The 18,557-nt window shown below is 62.2% G+C and carries 18 protein-coding genes; 3 read left to right on the top strand and 15 right to left on the bottom strand.

Annotation, left to right across the window (positions count from 1 at the left end; translation table 11 throughout):
• Nucleotides 1-63 precede the first annotated feature (63 nt).
• The 3 genes from EKM88_RS12150 to EKM88_RS12140 are packed head-to-tail and all read right to left on the bottom strand — an operon-like array spanning nt 64 to nt 1,919.
• Nucleotides 64-429: a DUF1634 domain-containing protein gene (locus tag EKM88_RS12150; RefSeq protein ID WP_125706544.1), complete on the bottom strand. Its 366-nt coding sequence runs from the start codon at nt 427-429 to the stop codon at nt 64-66.
• Nucleotides 429-1,274, bottom strand: a complete 846-nt coding sequence (locus EKM88_RS12145; protein ID WP_125706542.1) for a sulfite exporter TauE/SafE family protein — start codon at nt 1,272-1,274, stop codon at nt 429-431. The genes EKM88_RS12150 and EKM88_RS12145 overlap by 1 nt, the downstream gene beginning before the upstream one ends.
• The gene (locus EKM88_RS12140) at nt 1,275-1,919 is read right to left on the bottom strand and encodes a hypothetical protein (RefSeq protein WP_125706540.1); all 645 of its coding nucleotides are present in this window, start codon (nt 1,917-1,919) and stop codon (nt 1,275-1,277) included. It abuts the gene before it with no gap.
• 684 nt (nt 1,920-2,603) lie between these two features.
• Here EKM88_RS12140 and EKM88_RS12135 point away from each other — a divergent pair.
• Genes EKM88_RS12135 through EKM88_RS12125 form a run of 3 tightly spaced genes read left to right on the top strand, consistent with a single transcriptional unit; the run spans nt 2,604 to nt 6,458 of the window.
• Nucleotides 2,604-4,976, top strand: coding sequence for an ATP-dependent DNA helicase (locus tag EKM88_RS12135; protein WP_125706538.1), 2,373 nt, complete (start codon nt 2,604-2,606; stop codon nt 4,974-4,976).
• The gene (locus EKM88_RS12130; RefSeq protein ID WP_125706536.1) at nt 4,966-5,637 is read left to right on the top strand and encodes a hypothetical protein; all 672 of its coding nucleotides are present in this window, start codon (nt 4,966-4,968) and stop codon (nt 5,635-5,637) included. Before EKM88_RS12135 ends, EKM88_RS12130 begins: the two co-directional genes overlap by 11 nt.
• Nucleotides 5,634-6,458 (top strand): sce7725 family protein, encoded by an 825-nt coding sequence (locus EKM88_RS12125; protein WP_125706534.1) that lies wholly within the window; start codon nt 5,634-5,636, stop codon nt 6,456-6,458. The genes EKM88_RS12130 and EKM88_RS12125 overlap by 4 nt, the downstream gene beginning before the upstream one ends.
• A gap of 79 nt (nt 6,459-6,537) precedes the next feature.
• Here the strand turns inward: EKM88_RS12125 and EKM88_RS12120 are convergent, their stop codons facing one another.
• The 12 genes from EKM88_RS12120 to EKM88_RS12065 form a co-directional block, all read right to left on the bottom strand.
• The gene (locus EKM88_RS12120; RefSeq protein WP_164512098.1) at nt 6,538-8,025 is read right to left on the bottom strand and encodes a C40 family peptidase; all 1,488 of its coding nucleotides are present in this window, start codon (nt 8,023-8,025) and stop codon (nt 6,538-6,540) included.
• 204 nt (nt 8,026-8,229) lie between these two features.
• Complete coding sequence (deoD, locus tag EKM88_RS12115; protein ID WP_125706530.1) at nt 8,230-8,937, bottom strand: purine-nucleoside phosphorylase; 708 nt, start codon at nt 8,935-8,937, stop codon at nt 8,230-8,232.
• A 20-nt stretch (nt 8,938-8,957) separates the two neighbouring features.
• Nucleotides 8,958-10,151, bottom strand: a complete 1,194-nt coding sequence (locus EKM88_RS12110) for a phosphopentomutase (RefSeq protein WP_125706528.1) — start codon at nt 10,149-10,151, stop codon at nt 8,958-8,960.
• Nucleotides 10,151-10,813 (bottom strand): deoxyribose-phosphate aldolase, encoded by a 663-nt coding sequence (gene deoC, locus EKM88_RS12105; protein WP_125706526.1) that lies wholly within the window; start codon nt 10,811-10,813, stop codon nt 10,151-10,153. The genes EKM88_RS12110 and deoC overlap by 1 nt, the downstream gene beginning before the upstream one ends.
• A gap of 519 nt (nt 10,814-11,332) precedes the next feature.
• Nucleotides 11,333-12,031, bottom strand: coding sequence for an ABC transporter ATP-binding protein (locus EKM88_RS12100; RefSeq protein WP_125706524.1), 699 nt, complete (start codon nt 12,029-12,031; stop codon nt 11,333-11,335).
• Nucleotides 12,024-12,806: an ABC transporter ATP-binding protein gene (locus EKM88_RS12095; protein ID WP_125706522.1), complete on the bottom strand. Its 783-nt coding sequence runs from the start codon at nt 12,804-12,806 to the stop codon at nt 12,024-12,026. The genes EKM88_RS12100 and EKM88_RS12095 overlap by 8 nt, the downstream gene beginning before the upstream one ends.
• Complete coding sequence (locus EKM88_RS12090; RefSeq protein WP_125706520.1) at nt 12,775-13,749, bottom strand: branched-chain amino acid ABC transporter permease; 975 nt, start codon at nt 13,747-13,749, stop codon at nt 12,775-12,777. Before EKM88_RS12090 ends, EKM88_RS12095 begins: the two co-directional genes overlap by 32 nt.
• A 2-nt stretch (nt 13,750-13,751) precedes the next feature.
• Nucleotides 13,752-14,630 (bottom strand): branched-chain amino acid ABC transporter permease, encoded by an 879-nt coding sequence (locus EKM88_RS12085; protein WP_125706518.1) that lies wholly within the window; start codon nt 14,628-14,630, stop codon nt 13,752-13,754.
• Nucleotides 14,631-14,655: 25 nt separating this feature from the next.
• Entirely contained in the window at nt 14,656-15,852 is a 1,197-nt protein-coding gene (locus EKM88_RS12080; RefSeq protein ID WP_164512102.1) for an ABC transporter substrate-binding protein, read from the bottom strand.
• A gap of 980 nt (nt 15,853-16,832) precedes the next feature.
• Entirely contained in the window at nt 16,833-17,294 is a 462-nt protein-coding gene (locus EKM88_RS12075) for a threonine/serine exporter family protein (protein ID WP_125706514.1), read from the bottom strand.
• A 23-nt stretch (nt 17,295-17,317) separates the two neighbouring features.
• Entirely contained in the window at nt 17,318-18,061 is a 744-nt protein-coding gene (locus EKM88_RS12070; RefSeq protein ID WP_125706512.1) for a threonine/serine exporter family protein, read from the bottom strand.
• Nucleotides 18,051-18,416, bottom strand: a complete 366-nt coding sequence (locus EKM88_RS12065) for a thioredoxin family protein (protein WP_404819980.1) — start codon at nt 18,414-18,416, stop codon at nt 18,051-18,053. Before EKM88_RS12065 ends, EKM88_RS12070 begins: the two co-directional genes overlap by 11 nt.
• Nucleotides 18,417-18,557 lie beyond the last annotated feature (141 nt).

Genomic DNA, 18,557 nt, shown 5'->3' with positions numbered 1-18,557 from the left:
AGCGTGACGCATTGTGCGCCAAAGCGCAAGCAAAAAGGCCCGCGACTTTGCGCAGGCCTTCGTCTAGCCGAGGTAGCCGATCCCCATCGCCCCGAGCAGAATGATCAGGACTGCGGTGGTGATCCAGGCGTACAGCCGGTCGTTTTCCTTGGCAAACGCGTAGATGGACACCACCACGCGCAGCACCGGCGTCAGGATGAGCAAGAACAGCCCCAGCATCAGCACCGCGTACGACTTGCCCGCCGCAACGCCGGCCAAAATGGCCGCAGGGCGGCTCGGGTGCACACCGGCCGGATAGCCGGTGCCGGTCACGAAAAGCAGCCCCAGGCCGATCAGGATCACGGCGGCCGCGATCAGCACGCCGATGCGCAGAATTTTGCCGATGATCAGCTCGATGGCTTCAATTTCGTCTTTCATTTTGGCATCCATCAGTTGAGCACCCCGAATCCTTTCAGCAGCATCTGCAAGCTCATGTAGGTGATGACCGGAATGAAGATCAGCCGCAACACCTTGGTCGGCAGCCGCTGCATCAGCCGCGAGCCTAGCGTCGCCCCGACCAGGATGCCGATGGCGATCGGCGCGGCGATCACCGGCTGCAGGTTGCCGTTAAAAAAGTACACCGTCGCACTGGCCGCCCCGGTCACGCCCATCATCAGGTTGGAGGTGGCGGTCGACGGCTTGAGCGGCATTTTCATGATCGTGTCCATCGCCAGCACCTTGAACGCGCCAGAGCCGATGCCGAGCAGCCCCGAGGCCAGCCCGGCGCCAAACATCATCGCAAACCCGCCCGGCACGTTGGTCACCTGGTAGTTGACCTCGGTCTGGGTGTTTTGGTCAAAATACGCCCCGTTGAGCCGCAACTTGGCCGCCGCGGCGTCCGGCACCGCGTTTTTGGCCCGCTCCGGGCCGCGGCGCATCTTGCGGATCATGTTGTAAACGGAAAACAGGAGCAGCGCGCCAAACAGCACGAACAGCACCTGCGCATTGACCAACCCGGTCACGACCGCCCCGAGCACCGCCCCGATGGTGGTCGCGATCTCCAGAAACATCGCCACGCGCAGGTTCAGCATCTCATCTTTGAGGTAGGCGATCGTGGCACCGGAGCTCGTGGCGATCACGGCGATCACGCTGGCCGCGATTGCGTATTGGATCGGCAGGCCCATGATCAGCGTCAGCACCGGCGTGATGATGATGCCGCCGCCCAGCCCCAAAAGCGCCCCGAGGATGCCGGCAAACACGCCGACGCCCATCAACAGCAAGCTCTGCACGACCATCTAATCGGCCTTCTTCGCGGCAGGCTTGCGCGTGGTCTTCTTGGCCGCCGGCTTCTTTGCGGCGGGTTTCTTCGCGGTCGGCTTGGTGGTAGCTTTCTTGGCTGCGGGCTTCTTGGTCGCGGTGCGGCGCGTGGTGGTTCGCTTCGTGGCCGCCTGCGCTGGGGAAGGCTTGGCCACCGGCTTCGGCGCGGTGCGCTCGGCCTCGATGCGGATCAGTTTTTCGCTCACACTGGCCACGATCGCGGCCTGCTGAGCGGCCGGGGCGGCGACGTACGTGTCGGCCGTAGCCACACGGTCGATGCGCAGGCCAGACTGGTTCACGTACGGCGAGCTGACGATCAGGTTGATGGTCAGCGGCACCAGCTCGGCTTCGTCGAGGAAGTTGTTGACCTTTTTACTGTCGGCAAACGGCAGGTTGATCACGCCAGTTTCCAGCCGCACCGTGGTCGGCTCGGCGCTTTCGATCACCAGGTCAGCCTGCACCAACTTGCCGGCGTCGATCGCAGCGTCAAAGGCCGCAAACACCGGGGTCATGGCTTCGGCCAGCGTGGTTTGGGCCAAGGTCTCCGGGGTGATGGCCGTCACCGCAGTTTCGTAGTTGCCAGCTAAAATCGCCTCTTGAAATGCATTCACATTGATTTGCATGGTCACCGTTCCTTCATTCATTCACGCAGCGCCGCGAACTGCAGGCGTTTCGCGCGAGTTTTCTGTAATAGGCTCATGATAGCCTGTTCAGGGGGGAGATTCAAGGTGAGGGTTCCGTTAGGGGAACAAGCATTCTATAATAGGAGGGATAGGGTTATTTTTGCCGAGGGCTTTTGCACCTGCACGTGTTGTGACGGGATTGCTACTGCCAGTTTTCGTCGAGCTACGTGGCGCATGAGGGTGCGGTCTAAGCCATCCTGCCACTCGCGCCTAAGCGCGGGCGCAAGCGTCAGGCTGTCTTAGCCCAACCCTCATAACCGCGCCACTTCGCTCTGGTTTTCGTCGAGCTACGTGGCGCAACGCGGAAGCGGCTAGCCACGCCTAAGCACTCGGGCCCAAGTACGCCCCAAGCCTTTTCTCTTATAACCATGTAATCTCGGCCACGGACTTTCTGCCTCGCTTACTTCTTTCCGCTCTTCGTCGAGCTGCGTGGCGCATGAGGGTGCGGTCTAAGCCTCATAACCGCGCCACTCCGCTCTGGTCTTCGTCGAGCTATGCAAAGCAACGCAGGTGCATCTAGCTACGCCAAGTCACTCGGGGCCAAATGCGCCCCAAGTGACTTGGCTAGGCTAGCCGACCTGCTAAGTACGCTTTGCTCTGCTCTGGTTTTCTTTGGAGGTCACTATGTCCACCACACATCGTATTGGGATCCGCGAGCTGGTCGAGCTCGTGGTCCGCTCCGGGGACTTAGACCCCACCACCACGGCGTCGAACAACACGGCGCTGCTCGGCGGCCAGATCCACCGGCGGCTGCAGGCCAGCCACCACGACCACTATGAAAAAGAAGTCTACCTGGCCCAAACCGTGACGGTAAACGGCACCGACTACACGGTGGACGGCCGAGCCGATGGCATCGACACGAGCCACGACCTGACGGTGATCGAGGAGATCAAAACCAGCGCCCGCGACTGGGCGGCGGTCACGCCGAACACGAAAGACCGCTACTGGGCGCAGGCGCGCGTGTACGGCCATTTTTTGTGCGTCGCGCGCGACTTGCCGGAGGTCGAGCTCGACTTGCTGTACTACCAGACGGACACGGATGAGCTGACGCGCTTCACGGAGGTGCAAAGCGCGGCGGACCTCGCGCTGTTTTTCGAGGACCTCTGCCATGAGTGGGCAGCCTGGCTGAAGCTGCGCTCGGACATTGTCGCCGCGCGCAACGCGTCCATCGCCGCGCTGACTTTCCCCTTCCCGGCCTACCGCGCCGGGCAGCGGGAGCTAGCGGTGGCGGTGTACAAAACCATTGCAGCGAGCACCCGCCTGTTTGTCGAGGCCCCGACCGGCACCGGCAAAACGATTTCCACCCTGTTTCCCACGGTACAGGCGATGGGCACGGGCCTGATCGACCGCGCGTTTTACCTGACGGCCAAGCAAAGCACGCGCGGCGTGGCGGAGCAGGCCATGGCGCTGTTGGCCACGAAGGGGCTGGTGGCCAAGTCCATCACCCTGACGGCCAAGGACACGATCCGTTTTGACTCGGAGCCGGACGACCCGACCCAAAACCCGTACATGCTGGGCTACTACGACCGGCTGCGGCCGGCGCTGGAAGACCTGCTGGGGCACGAAAACCAGCTGACGCGCGCGGTGATCGAGCAGTACGCGCAAAAGCACACGCTGGACCCCTTTGAGTTTTCGCTGGACGCGTCGCTGTTTTGCGATGTCATCATCTGCGATTACAACTACCTGTTCGACCCGGCGGTGTACTTGCAGCGCTTCTTTGCCGCGCCGGATGACGGCAACTTCTTTCTGGTCGACGAGGCGCACAACCTGGTGTCGCGGGCGCGGGCGATGTACTCGGCCGAACTGGCTGACTCGGCCTTTGTCGCGCTCAAAACCGCACTCGCGCCGCACAAGGGTGGTACCCTCTCGGCCGTCAAGCGGACGGTCACCCAGCTGATCACCGCCTTTGACACGGTGGCGCTGAGCGTCGATTCGGCGCCGTTGACTTTTCAGGCCGCGGCGGTCGAGCCGTTCATTCAGGCGGTCGAGCGCTTCACCGGGGCGGTGCACGACTGGCTGGGCGAGCCGCCGGACACGCGCGACCAAACGGTGGTAGACGCGGTGCTGCCGGTTTTTTTTGACGCGACCAGCTACCTGCGCATCGCCGAGCTGTACAATGACGCGTACGAGACGGAGATCGCGATCGAAGCCGGTCAGGTGACGCTCAAGCAGCTGTGCCTGGACCCCAGCGCGTTCATGGACGCCTGCATGGCCAAGGGCCGCGGGGCGGTGCTGTTTTCGGCCACGATGTCGCCGCTGCCGTACTATCAGGACATTCTGGGCGGCGCCGCCAACAGCCTTGCGTACCGGCTCCGCTCGCCGTTTCCGGCCGAGAACCTGCTGGTGACGGTGACGCAGGACATCACGCCGACGTACCGCATGCGCACACAGACGCTACCGCAGATCGTGGCCAGCCTGCTGCTGATGGTGACGACGCGGCCCGGCCACTACCTCGTGTTCCTGCCGTCGCACGCGTACATGGCCACGGTGCTGGCGGCCTTTCGCGCCGCGGCACCCGAGCAGCCGACCTGTGCCCAAACCAGCGAGATGACTGCGGAAGACCGCGCCGCCTTTTTGGCTCGCTTCACCGCGAATGCCGCCCCGGTGCTGGGGTTTGCGGTGCTTGGCGGCATTTTTGCCGAGGGCATCGACCTGGGCGGCACCCAGCTGATCGGCGTGGCCATCATCTCGGTCGGCCTGCCGGGGCTCAACCCAGAAACCGACCGCCTGCGCGCCTACTTTGACGCGCAGGCCAAGGACGGGTTCGCGTACGCCTACCAGCTGCCCGGCTTCAACAATGTGCTGCAGGCGGGCGGGCGCGTCATTCGCGGCGCCAACGACTGCGGCGTCATCCTGCTGATGGACGCGCGGTTCGCCCAGCCGCGCTACGCCAGCCTGTTTCCGCCGCACTGGGCGCACGCCACGGTCAGCCGGGGCATCGACGACCTGGCCGCACAACTCACCGACTTTTGGGAGGCGCATCCGCATGAAAACTGACCTGACCCTGGACTTAGAGAAAACCCTGTACGCCTACTGGGAGGAGCAGGGCGCGATCGCCGTGGAGGAGGTGACGATGCCAGACGACCTGGGCATCGTGGACACGCTCGTGCGCCAAGGCGACACGTGGCGCTGCTTTGAGCTGAAGGTGACCAAAAGCGATTTTCACAGCAAGGCCAAGCTGAGCTTCATCGGCCACTACAACTACTTCGTGCTGCCGGCCAAGCTGTACGCCAGCGTTCAGGCGGAGATCCCCGCCGGCATCGGCGTCATGGTCTACCAGGCGTTCGATGCCGCGCGCGTGGCGGCCAGCCTGACCCCCATTCCGCTGCCGGGCCAGCTGACGATCGCCAAGCCGGCGCGGCGTCAGGCCCTGCAGGTGCCGGAGGCCGCGCTGATGACGCGCTTTTTGGCCAGTCTCAACCGCGAAGTCCAAAAGGCCAAGCAGGTCGAGCGTGGCTTGGGCGGGTTCAGCGATGAGGCCCTACTGCGCGAGCTGCGTCGGCGCACAGCCGAGTACCGCGTGTACGACCCCGAGGCCAACCTCTACGACCGCTTCGCCGACACGATGACCGCCACTGCGGTCGCGACCCTTCAAGAAGAGGTGGACGCGCTGGTCGAGGAGCTCGCCGCCTACAAGCGCCAGGCGGCCGGCCGATGAACTACTACCCGCTGATCCGTGGCCGTCAGTACGACCTGCTGGCGCTGACCCAGCTGGTGAAGCAGCTGGCCCCCACCATCATCCCCGTCATCGAACCGGTCAAGGATACGCCCAGTTTGGCTCGCTGCGTGGCGGCGTTCAGCAAGGCGCATCATCCGCTGTTCGTCATCCAAAACCCCGCAGTGGGCCAGTATGGGCTGCTGGCGGCACCGCAGGCCACCATCACCTATGACGACTGGGTGCAGCCGGCCCGCTGGTTTGACCCCCAGCCCGCCCCGTTGCAGCTGGTGCAAACCGTGGCCCAGTTGCGGCAGCTACCCCCCACGCAGCGCGTGATCGTGCCTGCGGCGGCGCGTTTTCGCCGCGTTGCCCACCCTCAGGCCATCTACCTGACCGACCACCTGCCGACCCGTGCGCGCACCGAGGACTACGCCAGCGTGCAAACCGAGTTCTACCAGTACCCGCTGGCCCTGCAGCCCGGCGTCGGGCTGGCCGATTACCCGCTGAGCACCCGCCAGTACTCAGAACACGGCTACCCGCAGCGTGCCATCGCCTTGCACCTGCTGTTTGCGGACCGCGGCGCGCTGTTCATTCGCCACTTCACCTCCGTCAACAACGCCGACTTCGCCGAGCCGCAAGCCAAGTTCTTCGAGGCGCTCACCCCGCTGGCCCCGTGGCTAGCTGAGCACCCCCAGGCCGCGACGCCGGCCACCACAACGCTGCTTGACCTGCTGGCAACGCGACACTTTCCGGGGCTGGGCACGGTGCGCAAGCTGCAGCTCCAACACTGGCTGACCATCATGGGCCGCTGGCTGGCCTGATACGGTGCCCCCGCACCATCCCCGAACGCAAAAACCGGTTCCCCCCAATGCGGGAGAACCGGTTGTTTTTGGTCTGAAATTAAAGGACGCGTGTGGCAAAGGATGGCTGGAAGTACTGGGTGGACCCTGTCTTCACGACATCGCCAGGCTTTGGCGCCGCAATGTACTGGCCGTTGCCCAGCGCAATGCCGACGTGGTAAACGCCGGTGCTGTTAGCCCAGAAGTACAGGTCCCCAGGTTGCGCCTGAGACGTCGCGATCCGGGTGCCTTGCGTTGCCTGTTGTGCCGAAGTGCGCAACAAGTCCAGCCCGGCAGCGTGCGCCATGACGTACTTCACGAACCCGGAGCAGTCAAACCCGCTCAGCGAGCTGCTACCAAAGACGTAAGGCGTGCCACGCAGGCTCATCGCCAGGTTGATCACTGCCTGGACCTTAGCGGCCCGGTCGGTACTCGTGCTGGTACTTGGGGCAGGCGCCGGTGTGCTGGTGCTTGGCGCTGGCGTCGGCGTGGTGGTCGTGCCGGTGGTTGCCCCGCTGTTAGACGTCGAGGTGCTTGGGGCCGGGGCCGGCGTGCTGGTCGTCCCAGTCTTAGCAAACTGAGCCGGAACAAAGCCACCGGTGGTCAGCTGGTACCACGTTTCGTCTGCAACGACAACGCTACCGTTCGCAGTCACTTGAGCGCCGTTAGCGAGGTAGGTGCCGTTGGCCTTGCTGTAGGCCGGCGTGGTCCAAACGGTGACCACGTTGCCCGGGTTGGTGATGGTCAAGCTGTAGCTCCCGCTGGTGACGGCCGGCGTGCTGGCAACCGGGGTCGTGGTGCTTGGCGTCGACTGCGCTGGCGTATTCGTGGTCGGTGTTGCGGCTGGCGTCTGCGCTGGGGTGCTTGGCGTTTGTGGTGCGGCCGACTCGGCCGGGGCCGTCACAGCTGGGGCCGGGGTGGTCGCAGCCGGGGTCTGGGCCGGCGTTGCCACTGGCGTCGTGGTGGCCGCTGGGGTCGTCGCGACGGCCGCACCGGTTTCACGCGCAAAGCGGGCAGGCACATAGCCGCCGTTGCTCAGCTTGTACCAGGTTTCGCCGCCACTGACGGTTTTGGCCACGGCGCTCACCGTCTGGCCGGTGGTCAGGTAGCGACCGGTTGGCGCGCTGTAACTGGTGCCCGTCCACACGGTGGTGGCACCACCCTGATAGGTCACGGTCAGGTTGAAGTTCCCCGCCTGGGAGCTCGCACTGGCAGCGGCCGCTTGGGTCACTGGGGTCGCGCTGGCGGTTGCCGCAGGGGTCCCGGCAACTTGCAGATAAATCTCTGGGATCCACTCGTTGGCCCCGATCTGGTACCACACCGTGCCGTTGACCGTTTTTTGGCCGAGGATCTCGATTTGTTGGTTGTAGAGAACGTAGCGCTTCACCTGGTTGAAGGCTGGCGTCTGCCAAACAGTGGTGGCCCCTTCCTGATAGGTGACCGTGCCGGTGGACGCACTGACTTGGTCTGGCGTGGCCGTCAGTGCAGCGAACCCGGCTGCGCCGGCGATCCCTGCGGTCAATGCGAGTGCCTTAGTCGTCTTTCCCATACGTGTAAATCCTCCCATCGGGTTTCCTTGTCACTTTTGTAATTATATTTATCGATTCTTAAAGACTTAAGTTTAGATTAACACCCTGACTTTTTTTTTGCACGGGAAAGCACGTTTGCCCCTGTCCAAGTTCGTGCGCCCTAACAATAAAAAAGCGGTCGTGGCGCGCCTCAAGGCGTCCACGACCGTTATTTTTCATTTATGTTACACGCGTTTGGCGACGCCCAGCGCGATCTCGATCATGTCGTTGAAGCTGGTCTGCCGCTCCTGCGCCGTGGTTTCCTCACCAGTGATGATGTGGTTGGACACGGTCAAAACGGACAGCGCGCGCCGGTGGTGCTTGGCGGCCAGCAGGTACAGCGCCGGTGTTTCCATTTCGCTGGCGAGGATGCCGTAGTCGATCAACTTCTCGCGGTCGAGCTCATCATTATAGAAGCGATCTTCCCCGAGCACGTTGCCGACATGGGTGGTCACCCCTTTGGCCGCGGCGATCTCGGCGGCTTCGTGCAGCAGCCCGTAATCGGCCAGCGGCGCATAGTACAGCCCGGCCCCAAACGTGTTCAGCAGAATGCTAGAGTCGGTGCTGGACCCCTGCGCCAGCACGACGTCGCGCACGTGCACATCCGGGCCGAGGCCGCCGGCGGTGCCGACGCGGATCAGCGTCTTGACGCCGTAGTCCTGCATCAGCTCGGAGATGTAGATGCTGATGGACGGAATGCCCATCCCCGTGGCCTGCACGGACACCCGGCGACCCTGGTAGGTGCCGGTGTAGCCGAACGCGTTGCGCACGGTGTTATAGCGCACGGGATCGTCAAAGAAGGTCTCCGCGATGTACTTGGCACGCAGCGGATCCCCGGGGAGCAAAACGACATCGGCGATCGCGCCGACGGGTGCATCAATGTGAGTACTCATATTGGCCTCCTTGAAGTTGATTACTTGAGCTTGGCGAGAAAACTGTGACCGACACCGTTGCCGGTCACGCCGAAGTTGTCGAGGATGGTGGCGCCCATATCAGAGAATGGGGACATCACACCCAGGTCGCCGTTGCCCGGCAGCTGCTTGCTGTACACCACCATCGGCACGTACTCGCGCGTGTGGTCGGTGCCGGTGAAGCCCGGGTCGTTGCCGTGGTCCGACGTGATCATCAGCAGGTCGTCTGGGCGCATCACGTCCAGCAGTTCGCCCAACTGGCGGTCAAACGTCATCAGCGCCTCGCCGTCGCCTTGCGCGTTGCGGCGGTGGCCGTACATGGCGTCAAAGTCGACCAGGTTGGTGAAGATGAAGCCATCGCGGTCACTCTTGACCGCTTCGATGGTTTGATTCATCCCGTCCACGTTGCTGGTGGTGTGCACGCCGTCATCCAGCCCCTGACCGGAGAAAATGTCGTTGATCTTGCCGATCCCATACGTCGCCACGCCAGCAGCCTGCAGGCGGTCGAGGTCGGTTGGGGCGTTGGGCATCAGCGCATAGTCGTGGCGGTCGCTGGTGCGCGTGAACGTCGCCGCGGAGTCGCCAACGAACGGCCGCGCGATCACGCGCCCGATGCGGTACGGCTGGTCGGTGGTGATGCTGCGAGCGTACTCACAGATCTTGTAGAGTTCCGCCAGGGGGATCACGGCGGTGTTCGCCGCGATCTGGAGCACGGAGTCGCCACTGGTGTAGACGATCAAGGCACCGGTTTTGAGCTGCTCCTCCCCGTACTTTTCGATGACTTCCGTGCCGGAGTACGGCAGGTTAACGATCACCTGGCGCCCGGAGAAGTCCTCAAGTTGCTTGATCAGCACATCCGGGAAACCGTTGGGGAAAAAGCCGAGCGGTTCGGTGACCGGCAGGCCCATCATTTCCCAGTGCCCGTCCATGCTGTCCTTGCCGGCAGAGATCTCGTACATTTTGCCAAAATAGCCGATCGGGGCATCGATCGGCTCAACGCCCTGGATCGGGGTGTCGCGCGCGATGTTGCCCAGGCCGAGGCGCTGCCAGTTCGGCAGGTGCAAGGCCCCGTTGAAGTGCGCCCCAATGTGGCCGAGCGTGTCGGCGCCTGTGTCGTTGTACTTGGCGGCGTCCGGCGCCTCACCGATCCCGATGGAATCCGTGACGATGCCGATAATGCGCTTGAACTTTGCCATTACGCCTGCGCCTCCTTCATGATCGCCACACCGGCACTCGCCCCGAGGCGGGAAGCTCCGGCTTCGATCAGTGCCATCGCGTCTTGGTAGTTGTGAATGCCACCGGAGGCCTTGACCCCCAGCCGATCGCCAACGGTTTGCCGCATCAGGGCCACATCGTGCACCGTTGCGCCGCCGCCAGCAAAGCCGGTCGAGGTTTTCACGAAGTCTGCCCCAGCCGCTTCAGACAGCTCGCAGGCGCGCACTTTTTCCTCGTCTGACAACAGGACGCACTCGATGATCACCTTCAACAGTGCCCCCTTGGCGTGGGCCGCTTCGGCCACCGCCTGGATGTCAGCCTTGACCTGGTCGTTGTGCTTGGCCTTCAGCTCGCCAACGTTGATCACCATGTCAACTTCCTTGGCGCCTTCATCGATGGCCAGACCCGCTTCATAAACCTTGACCTGCGTCGTGTTGGCCCCCAGCGGGAAGCCAATGACGGTGCAGACGTTCACATCCGTGCCGGCCAGCGCCGCCTTGGCGCGTGCCACCCAGTATGGGTTGATGCACACACTGGCAAAATCGTACTGCTTCGCTTCTTCAAAGATCGCATCGATCTGATCCTGTGTGGCCTCCGGCTTCAACAGTGTGTGGTCGATGTACTTCGCTAATGGCTTGTCCATGAAATACCCCTCTCTAATTTTCGGTTCTACAACAATCTTACCATGTTAACCAATGGGACAAAAGTGGGCAACACCGCAAATGTAAGCACTTTCGCTTAAAAATGTGCAAAATCGGTGACACAGTGGTCAAGACACACCGGCACTAGCGGGTCGCACGCGCCGCGGACGCAAAAACCACCCCAGTGAATGAGAGACTTCTCATTCGCTGAGGTGGTTTGGGGTATTGCGGGCGGATCGCCTTAGAATCTACTTCAAAAAGCTACGTCGCGCTTCTTTCAATAACTGCCGATTCGCTCACATTGCGATGGCTCTGAGTGGCTGAGTTATTCACAATCAGAGGACGGAGGTTCAGCCAGTGACACTGGAGGTGGAGGCGGGTGGCGAGCCAATGCTTCCGGTCGCTACGCTTCCTCCAGCAGCGTGCGAGCAGCGCTGGCACGCACGCCGCCACCCGCCGGAGCTGGAAGTGGCACTGACTGGACCGGAGTCCGGGAATTTAAGGTAGATTCCGGACAGCCACTATCCCCCAAGGTACGCGGCCTGAACCGCGGTGCTTTGGAGCAGTTCCTGGCCGGTGCCGGTCAGTTTGACCGTGCCGCTGGCCAGCACGTAGCCACGGTCGGCGATCTGCAGCGCCTGCTGGGCATTTTGCTCGATCAAAAGGACCGTGGTGCCGCTGGCGTGGATCGCCTTGATGATGGCGAAGATCTTGTTGATGTAGATCGGCGCCAGCCCCATCGAGGGCTCATCGAGCAGCAGCAGCTTCGGGCGCGCCATCAGCGCGCGGCCCATCGCCAGCATCTGCTGCTCACCGCCGGAAAGCGTCGCCGCGTCCTGGCTGCGCCGTTCCTTGAGCACCGGGAACTGATCGAACACCGACGCCAGCGTGTCGGCCTGGTGCTTGGGCTGCAGGTACGCGCCCATTTTGAGGTTTTCCATCACGCTCAGGCCAGCAAAAATGTGCCGTCCCTCTGGCACCTGTGCGATGCCGGCGGCCACGATCTTGGCCGCCGACAGCTTCGTCAGGTCCTGGTCGTTGTAGTTGACCTGCCCGGCCGCCGGGCGCAACACGCCGCTGATGGTTTTGAGGATCGTGCTTTTGCCCGCCCCATTCGCCCCGATCAGCGTGACGATCTCGCCGTCGCCCACCGTGAAGTCGACGCCTTGCACGGCTTTGATGGCGCCGTAATTGACTTGCAAGTTCGAGACGTTAAGCATGGACGCCACCTCCCAAGTAGGCCGTGATCACGGCCTGGTTCTGCTGGATCTCAGTCGGCGTGCCGTGCGCGATCACCTTGCCATGCTCAAGCACGTAGATACGCTCGGCCAGTTTCATCACCAGGCTCATGTCGTGCTCGATCAGCACCACGGTCAGGTGGAACTCGCTTCTCAGGCGCTGGATCAGCGCGGTCAGCGCCGCCGTTTCCTCCGGGTTCATCCCCGCCGCCGGCTCATCCAAAAAGATCAGCTTCGGCTGCGTCGCCACCGCGCGCGCGATTTCGACGCGCCGCTGGGTGCCGTACGGGAGGTTGGCCGCCGCGAGGTCCGCCACCGCCGTCAGGTCGAAGGCTTCCAGCAGCGCATCCGTCCAGCCGCCGACAAGTGCTTCCTTCTTGTAGTACGCAGGCAGGCGCAGCACCGTGGCCAAAAAGTTCTCATGGTAGCGGTGCGTCATCGCCGCCTGAATGTTCTCGCGCACGGTCAGACGGGCAAACAGCCGGATGTTTTGAAATGTGCGGGCCAAGCCGAGCTTGGCGACTTGGTACGGGGCCCGGTTGAGCAGGCTGACGGGCTTGCCGTCAACGGTCAGCGTGACGCTGCCACTGGTCGGGGCCGTCACCCCAGTCAGCAGGTTGAACAGCGTGGTTTTGCCCGCGCCGTTGGGGCCGATCAGCGCGACCAGCTCGCCTTCATCAACGTGCATGTCGACCGCTTCAACGGCGTTCAGGCCCCCAAAACGTTTACTCAGCGCGGTTACTGTTAGAAGCGGCATTGTTAACTCCTTTCCGGTCAAGCCAAGCGCGGATCGACACCTCGTAGCGGCCCAGCAGGCCACTTGGTTTGAACACCATGATCGCGATCAGCGCCAGCGCGTAGATCACCATGCGCAGCGCACCGAAGCTCTGCAGCACCGTGTCCAGCACGCCGAGCACCGCGGCCGCCATGAATGTGCCGGTCATGCTGCCGACCCCCCCGAGCACCACGATGATCAAAATAGCGATCGAGTTCATGATCCCGAAGTTGCCTGGCGCGATGGTCTGAATGTACACTGCGTCCAGCGAGCCGCCGATGGCCGCGGTGGCGGCACCCATCACGAAGGCCGCGAGCTTCCACTTGGTCGGGTCGATCCCGCTGGCCTCCGCCGCGATCTCATCCTCGCGAATCGCCTGGATGGCGCGTCCCGCCCGGCTGCGGGCGAAGTTGACGATCATCAGCGTGGTCAGGCAGACCATCACGTACACGGTCGGCCAGCCGGCCAGCGCGGGAATGTTGAACATCCCCGCCGCACCGTTGGTGATCTTGAGGTTATTCAGGATCACGCGGATGATCTCGGCCGCCCCCATCGTTGCGATGGCGAGGTAGTCCCCCCGCAGCCGCAGCGTTGGGATGCCGATGATCACCGCGACCACCATCGCGATGGCAATCCCCACCGCCACTGACAGGTAGAACCCGCCGACGGTTGGCATCGCGCTGGTGATGATGGCGGTCGCATAGGCGCCAAGCGCCATGAAGCCCGCGTGGCCCAGCGAGAACTGGCCGGAGAAGCCGATGATCAGGTTCAGCCCGGTGGCCAATATGATGTTGATGCCGATGGTCACCAGCATGTTTTCAATGAAGGTGTCGATGACGCCGACCCCGATCAGCACGTTGATCAGTCCGAACCCGGCGGCGGCAAGTGCCAGCCAGCACAGCGCTGCTTTCCATTTTGTCGCCATTTTTACACCTTCTCCTTCACGTTCTTGCCCAGCAGACCGCTTGGCAGGATCACCAGAATCACGATCAGCACGATGTACACGGCGGCGTCCTTGTACGCACTCAGGCCGATCGCCTGCACGCCAGTTTCAAGCAAGCCGATGACAAAGCCCCCGATGGCGGCCCCGGGAATCGAGCCGATGCCGCCGACCACGGCGGCCACGAAGGCCTTGATCCCCGGCGTCATCCCCATCAGCGGGTCGATCGAGTTGTAGTACAGCCCGATCAGCACGCCAGCCGCCCCGGCCAGCGCCGAGCCTAGCCCGAAGGTGAAGGAGATGATGTGGTTGGGATCGATGCCGACCAGCGCCGCGGCCTCTGGGTCCACGGCCACCGCCCGCATCGCCGTGCCCATTTTCGTTTTTTGAACGATCAGCTGCAGGCCGATCATCAGCACCACCGCCGTGACCAGGATCAGCACCTGGATGTTGGACACCGTGATCCCCAGCACGTGGTAGTTGTGCTGCGCGACCGCCTGGGGAAAATCCCGGGTGTCCGCGCCAAAGAGAAAGGACATGCCGTTTTCGAGGAAATACGACACCCCGATCGCCGTGATCAGCGCCGTGATCCGTGGTGAATGGCGCAGCGGGCGATACGCGAGCACCTCGATCAGCATCCCGAGCAGCGCGCTGATGATCATCGCCGAAATCAGTGCGACGAAGAAGTTCACGTGGTAGGTGTTGATCACGTAATACCCCCAGAACGCCCCGATCATGTAAATGTCGCCGTGCGCGAAGTTGATCAGCTTGATGATGCCGTAAACCATGGTGTACCCGAGCGCCAAAAGCGCGTAGATGCTGCCGAGCGATAGCCCGTTGATCACCTGTTGGAGAAAGGTTTGCACAGTGTTCCCTCCGTTTCGTTGCGGCCTACTTCACAGCCGTTGCAGCAACCACCTTACCGTTTTGCATGGATTCGATCACAATTGGCTTTTCTGGGTCGTGGTTCTTGTCCACACTGGTCGTCCCGGTGACGGCTGGCATGTCCTTGATCTTCGCCAGCGCGTTGGCGATCTTGACCGAGTTCGTGGACTTGGCGTCTTCAATGGCCTGCTTGATCATCAGCACGGAGTCGTAAGCCAGCGCGGAGAAGGTCGGCGCGTCTTCACTGTATTCTGCCTTGAAGTCGGTCATGAAGGCCTTTGCCACCGCGTTGGTTTCCCCAGACTTGGTGGAAAATGGCGTGGTGTAGTAGATGTCGTTGGTGTTAGTCGCACCGGCGATCTGCGCCAGCTTCGGGTCCGCCATCCCATCAGAGCCGATGATCGGCACATCCACCCCGGCCTGACGGGCTTGCTTGATGATCAGCCCGGCCTCGGAGTAGTAACCCGGCACGTAAATGGCATCGACGTTCTTGGCCTTGATTGCCGTGATCAGCGCGTTGAAGTCCTTATCGCCTTCCTGGAAGCTCTGGGTCGAGACGATGGTGCCCTTGAAGGCCTGCTTGAAGGCTTTGGCCAGGCCCGTGCCGTAGTCGCTCGAGTTATCCTCTAGGATCGCGACCTTCTTCGCCTTGATGGTGTTATCCGCGTAGTGTGCCGCGGTTTCCCCTTGCAGGTCGTTGTTGAAGCAGGCACGGAACACGTATGGCTGCACCTTGCCGTTCTTTTGAAGCGTGTAGTTCGGGTCCGTTGCGGATGGTGAGACGGACGGGACGCTGGCCTTGGTCAGGTTCGGGATCGCCGCCGTCCCATCATTGGTCGTGGCCGGCCCGACGATGGCGCTCACTTTGTCCTTGGCCGTCAGCTGGGCAGTCACCGAAGCGGAGCCGCTGGTAGTGGACTTGTTGTCCTGGATGACCGGCGTGATCTTCATCTTCTTGTCGCCGACCTGGATCCCGCCCTTCGCGTTGATCTGCTTCACGGCCAGCTGGAAGCCCTGCTTCATCTGGTTGCCGTAACCGCCGGCTGCACCGGAAAGCTCAATGTTCATACCGATCTTGATGGTGTCGCCGGTGCTTTCGTTGCCCTTGGTCGTTGCGAATTTCGCCGAGCAACCGGCCATGATCCCAACGCTCATCACTGCGGCAGCCGCCGCGACTACTTTTTTCATCGTTTGCTTCATGATTATTCCCCACTTTTTCTCAGTTAACGATTCCTGCAGTGCGCGCCGCCGCAGGAGTCAGTGACAAAACAAAAGGCCTCATTCGCAATGGAATGAGGCCGACGAAATGTCGTTTGGTGGGCCCCATCGTCAAAGCGAAAACAGGGCTCAACTTGTTAGCAAACGCTAAACAGTCGGGTCCTTCTGCTTCAACAACAAGGCCAAATCCCGGGCGGGGCGGTTAATATGACAAGTCGTGTTTGGTTTTAACATGGCTGAACGCCCCTTCCGAAGATTAGTTAATGGTTAGAATTTACACTATTATTTCATGCGAGTCAACCTGTTTATCTCATTTTTTTGCAATTTACGCGAAATGCGTTCTGATTCGGTGCCGTTTGGGGGGCGTGCACCGGCTTCAGACAGAGCAAAGTGCAGATTCAGGCGTTTCCCGAAGCCTTTTAACGCGGAGCCTCGGCCACGGGCTTTCGGGCTCGCTTCCGTTGCAGGGCATGCTTCCGTTCGGCTTCGCCTCGCGCCGCATCAGGGCATGTTGACTGTTGTCCGAGCTTCGTCGAGCGCCGCAAAGCAACGCGGAAGCGGCTAGCCACGCCTGAGCACCCGGTGCCAAGAACGCGCCCCGAGCACTCAGGCGAAGCTACCCGTTCCGCTAAGTGCGCTTTGCGCCGCTCTGGACTATCGTCGAGCTACGTGGCGCATAAGGGTGCGGGCTAAGCCATCCTGCCACTCGCGCCTAAGTGCGGGCGCAAGCGTCAGGCTGGCTTAGCCCAACCCTTATAACCGCGCCACTCCGCTCTGGGCATAAAAAAAGCGCGGCGCCAACTCAATCGTTGACACCGCACACAGTACCTGCTTGCGCAGATAAGGCCCGCTGGCTCCACAACCTTGGACCACTGACCCCCGCAAATCCGGCGGGTGGCTTGCACCGCGGCCAGCTGCTCTTTCACCATTACTGGTTACTCGACTCATCGCATGAGCTTAGTATATCACTTCTTAACGGCCTTTGTCGCCTGCATTCGGTAAGTCGTTTCGGCCAGCAGTTGCGCCAGCATGAACCCAACCGCGATGGCACCGGCCACCATTGCCACCCGCAGCGTCAGCTGAAGCGCCACTTCCATGTCGCCCAACACCAGCGCGCGCACCGCCTGGTAGGCCGTCGCCCCTGGCACCAGCGGCACCAGCCCGGGAATGTTAAAAATGATCACCGGCATCTTTTTACGCCGCGCAAACAGCATGCCGCACACGCCGATGGCCAAAGCGCCGAGCAGGTTCGCCAGCATGCGCCCGCTGTGCAAGCCCATCAAAAGCCAATACACCAGCCAGCCAATGGCCCCGGACCAGCCCGCGAGGTTCAGCGCGCGGCGCGGCACGTTGATGATGATCGCAAACGCGACCGTGGACAGGTAGCTGAAACTGACCTGCACGAGAAGCTGCAGTCCGTATGGCATCGTTTTTCCCCCTTAAACCGCCGCTAGAAAAAGCGGAAGATGAGCGCGATCCCGACCCCGATGGCGCATGCGCTCAGGATCGCCTCCATGCCGCGCGCCATGCCTGACAGCAGATGCCCCGCCAGCATGTCGCGAATCGAGTTAGTGATAGCCACGCCCGGCACCAGCGGCATGACGGCGCCGATGATCACATTGTCCAGGCTCTGCCCCAAGCCGAGGCGAACCCCCACCCAGGCGGTGATGCCGACCACGAACGCCCCCACCAGCTCGCTGATGAAGCGCATCGTGGTGACATGGCTGAGCCACAAATAGGCATAAAAACCGAGCGCCCCGACCGCCGCCGCCAGCGGCATATCGAACCAGTCGTACTTCTGGGCAAAAATCACCATCAGCGTCGTGCTACACAGTGCCGCCGCCAGGACCTGCAGCCACACCGGGAAGTACGGCGTGTTCGTGTCCAGCTTGACCAACCGGGCGCGCAGTTGCGCCAAGGTCAGCTCGCCCGCCTGAAACGAGCGCGACAACTGATTGACCCCCGCGACTTTCTCCATATCAATGCCGCGCTTGCGCACCGGCGCGAGTTGCACCAGCGGTTGCGAATCCAGCGCGATGAACAGCCCGGTGGGGGTCGTGAACACCATCGCGCGCTCGCCGCCGGCATTGCGGGCGATCCGCGTCATCGTGTCATCCACGCGGTACATTTCGCTGCCGCCCTCGATCATGATCCGCCCCGCCAGCAGGCAGGTGGCCAACAGCTCATTTTCCATCCGGCACCTCCAACAGGCTGACAAAATGGGCCTTGAGCTTCGCCTTCGGGTAGGCCCCGGTGATCTTCTCCACCGGCTGCCCCGCGCGAAACACCAGCATGGTTGGAATGCTCTGCACGTTGTACTGGGTGGCGACCGCCGTGTCCGAACTGACGTCCAGCGTCAGGAGGCGCAGCGGCAGCTCCTGTTCCAGTTCCTTGAGCACCGGGCTCAGAATGCGACACGGGCCGCACCATGGCGCCCAGAGGTCGACGATCGTCACCCCATCACCTAACTGTGCCGGCATTGTTTGACTTGTGACGCTGATTGCCATTTGCTCGCCTCCCCTTGTTCGTTGTGCCTTCCATTTTAGCATGTTTTGCCCCGCCTCGACGCGTCTGGCGGACACAAAAAAAGGACCGTGACACGGTCCTTTCAAAAAGCGCGGCAGCTTCCTACCCTCGCAGGCAGTCACCCACCAACTACTCTCGGCGTAGAGAAGCTTAACTTCTGTGTT

Source organism: Lacticaseibacillus daqingensis (assembly GCF_003946115.1).
GTDB classification, from domain to species: Bacteria; Bacillota; Bacilli; order Lactobacillales; family Lactobacillaceae; genus Lacticaseibacillus; species Lacticaseibacillus daqingensis.
Note: the sequence above shows the minus strand (reverse complement) of the source record. Positions and strands in the feature narration are given on the sequence as shown.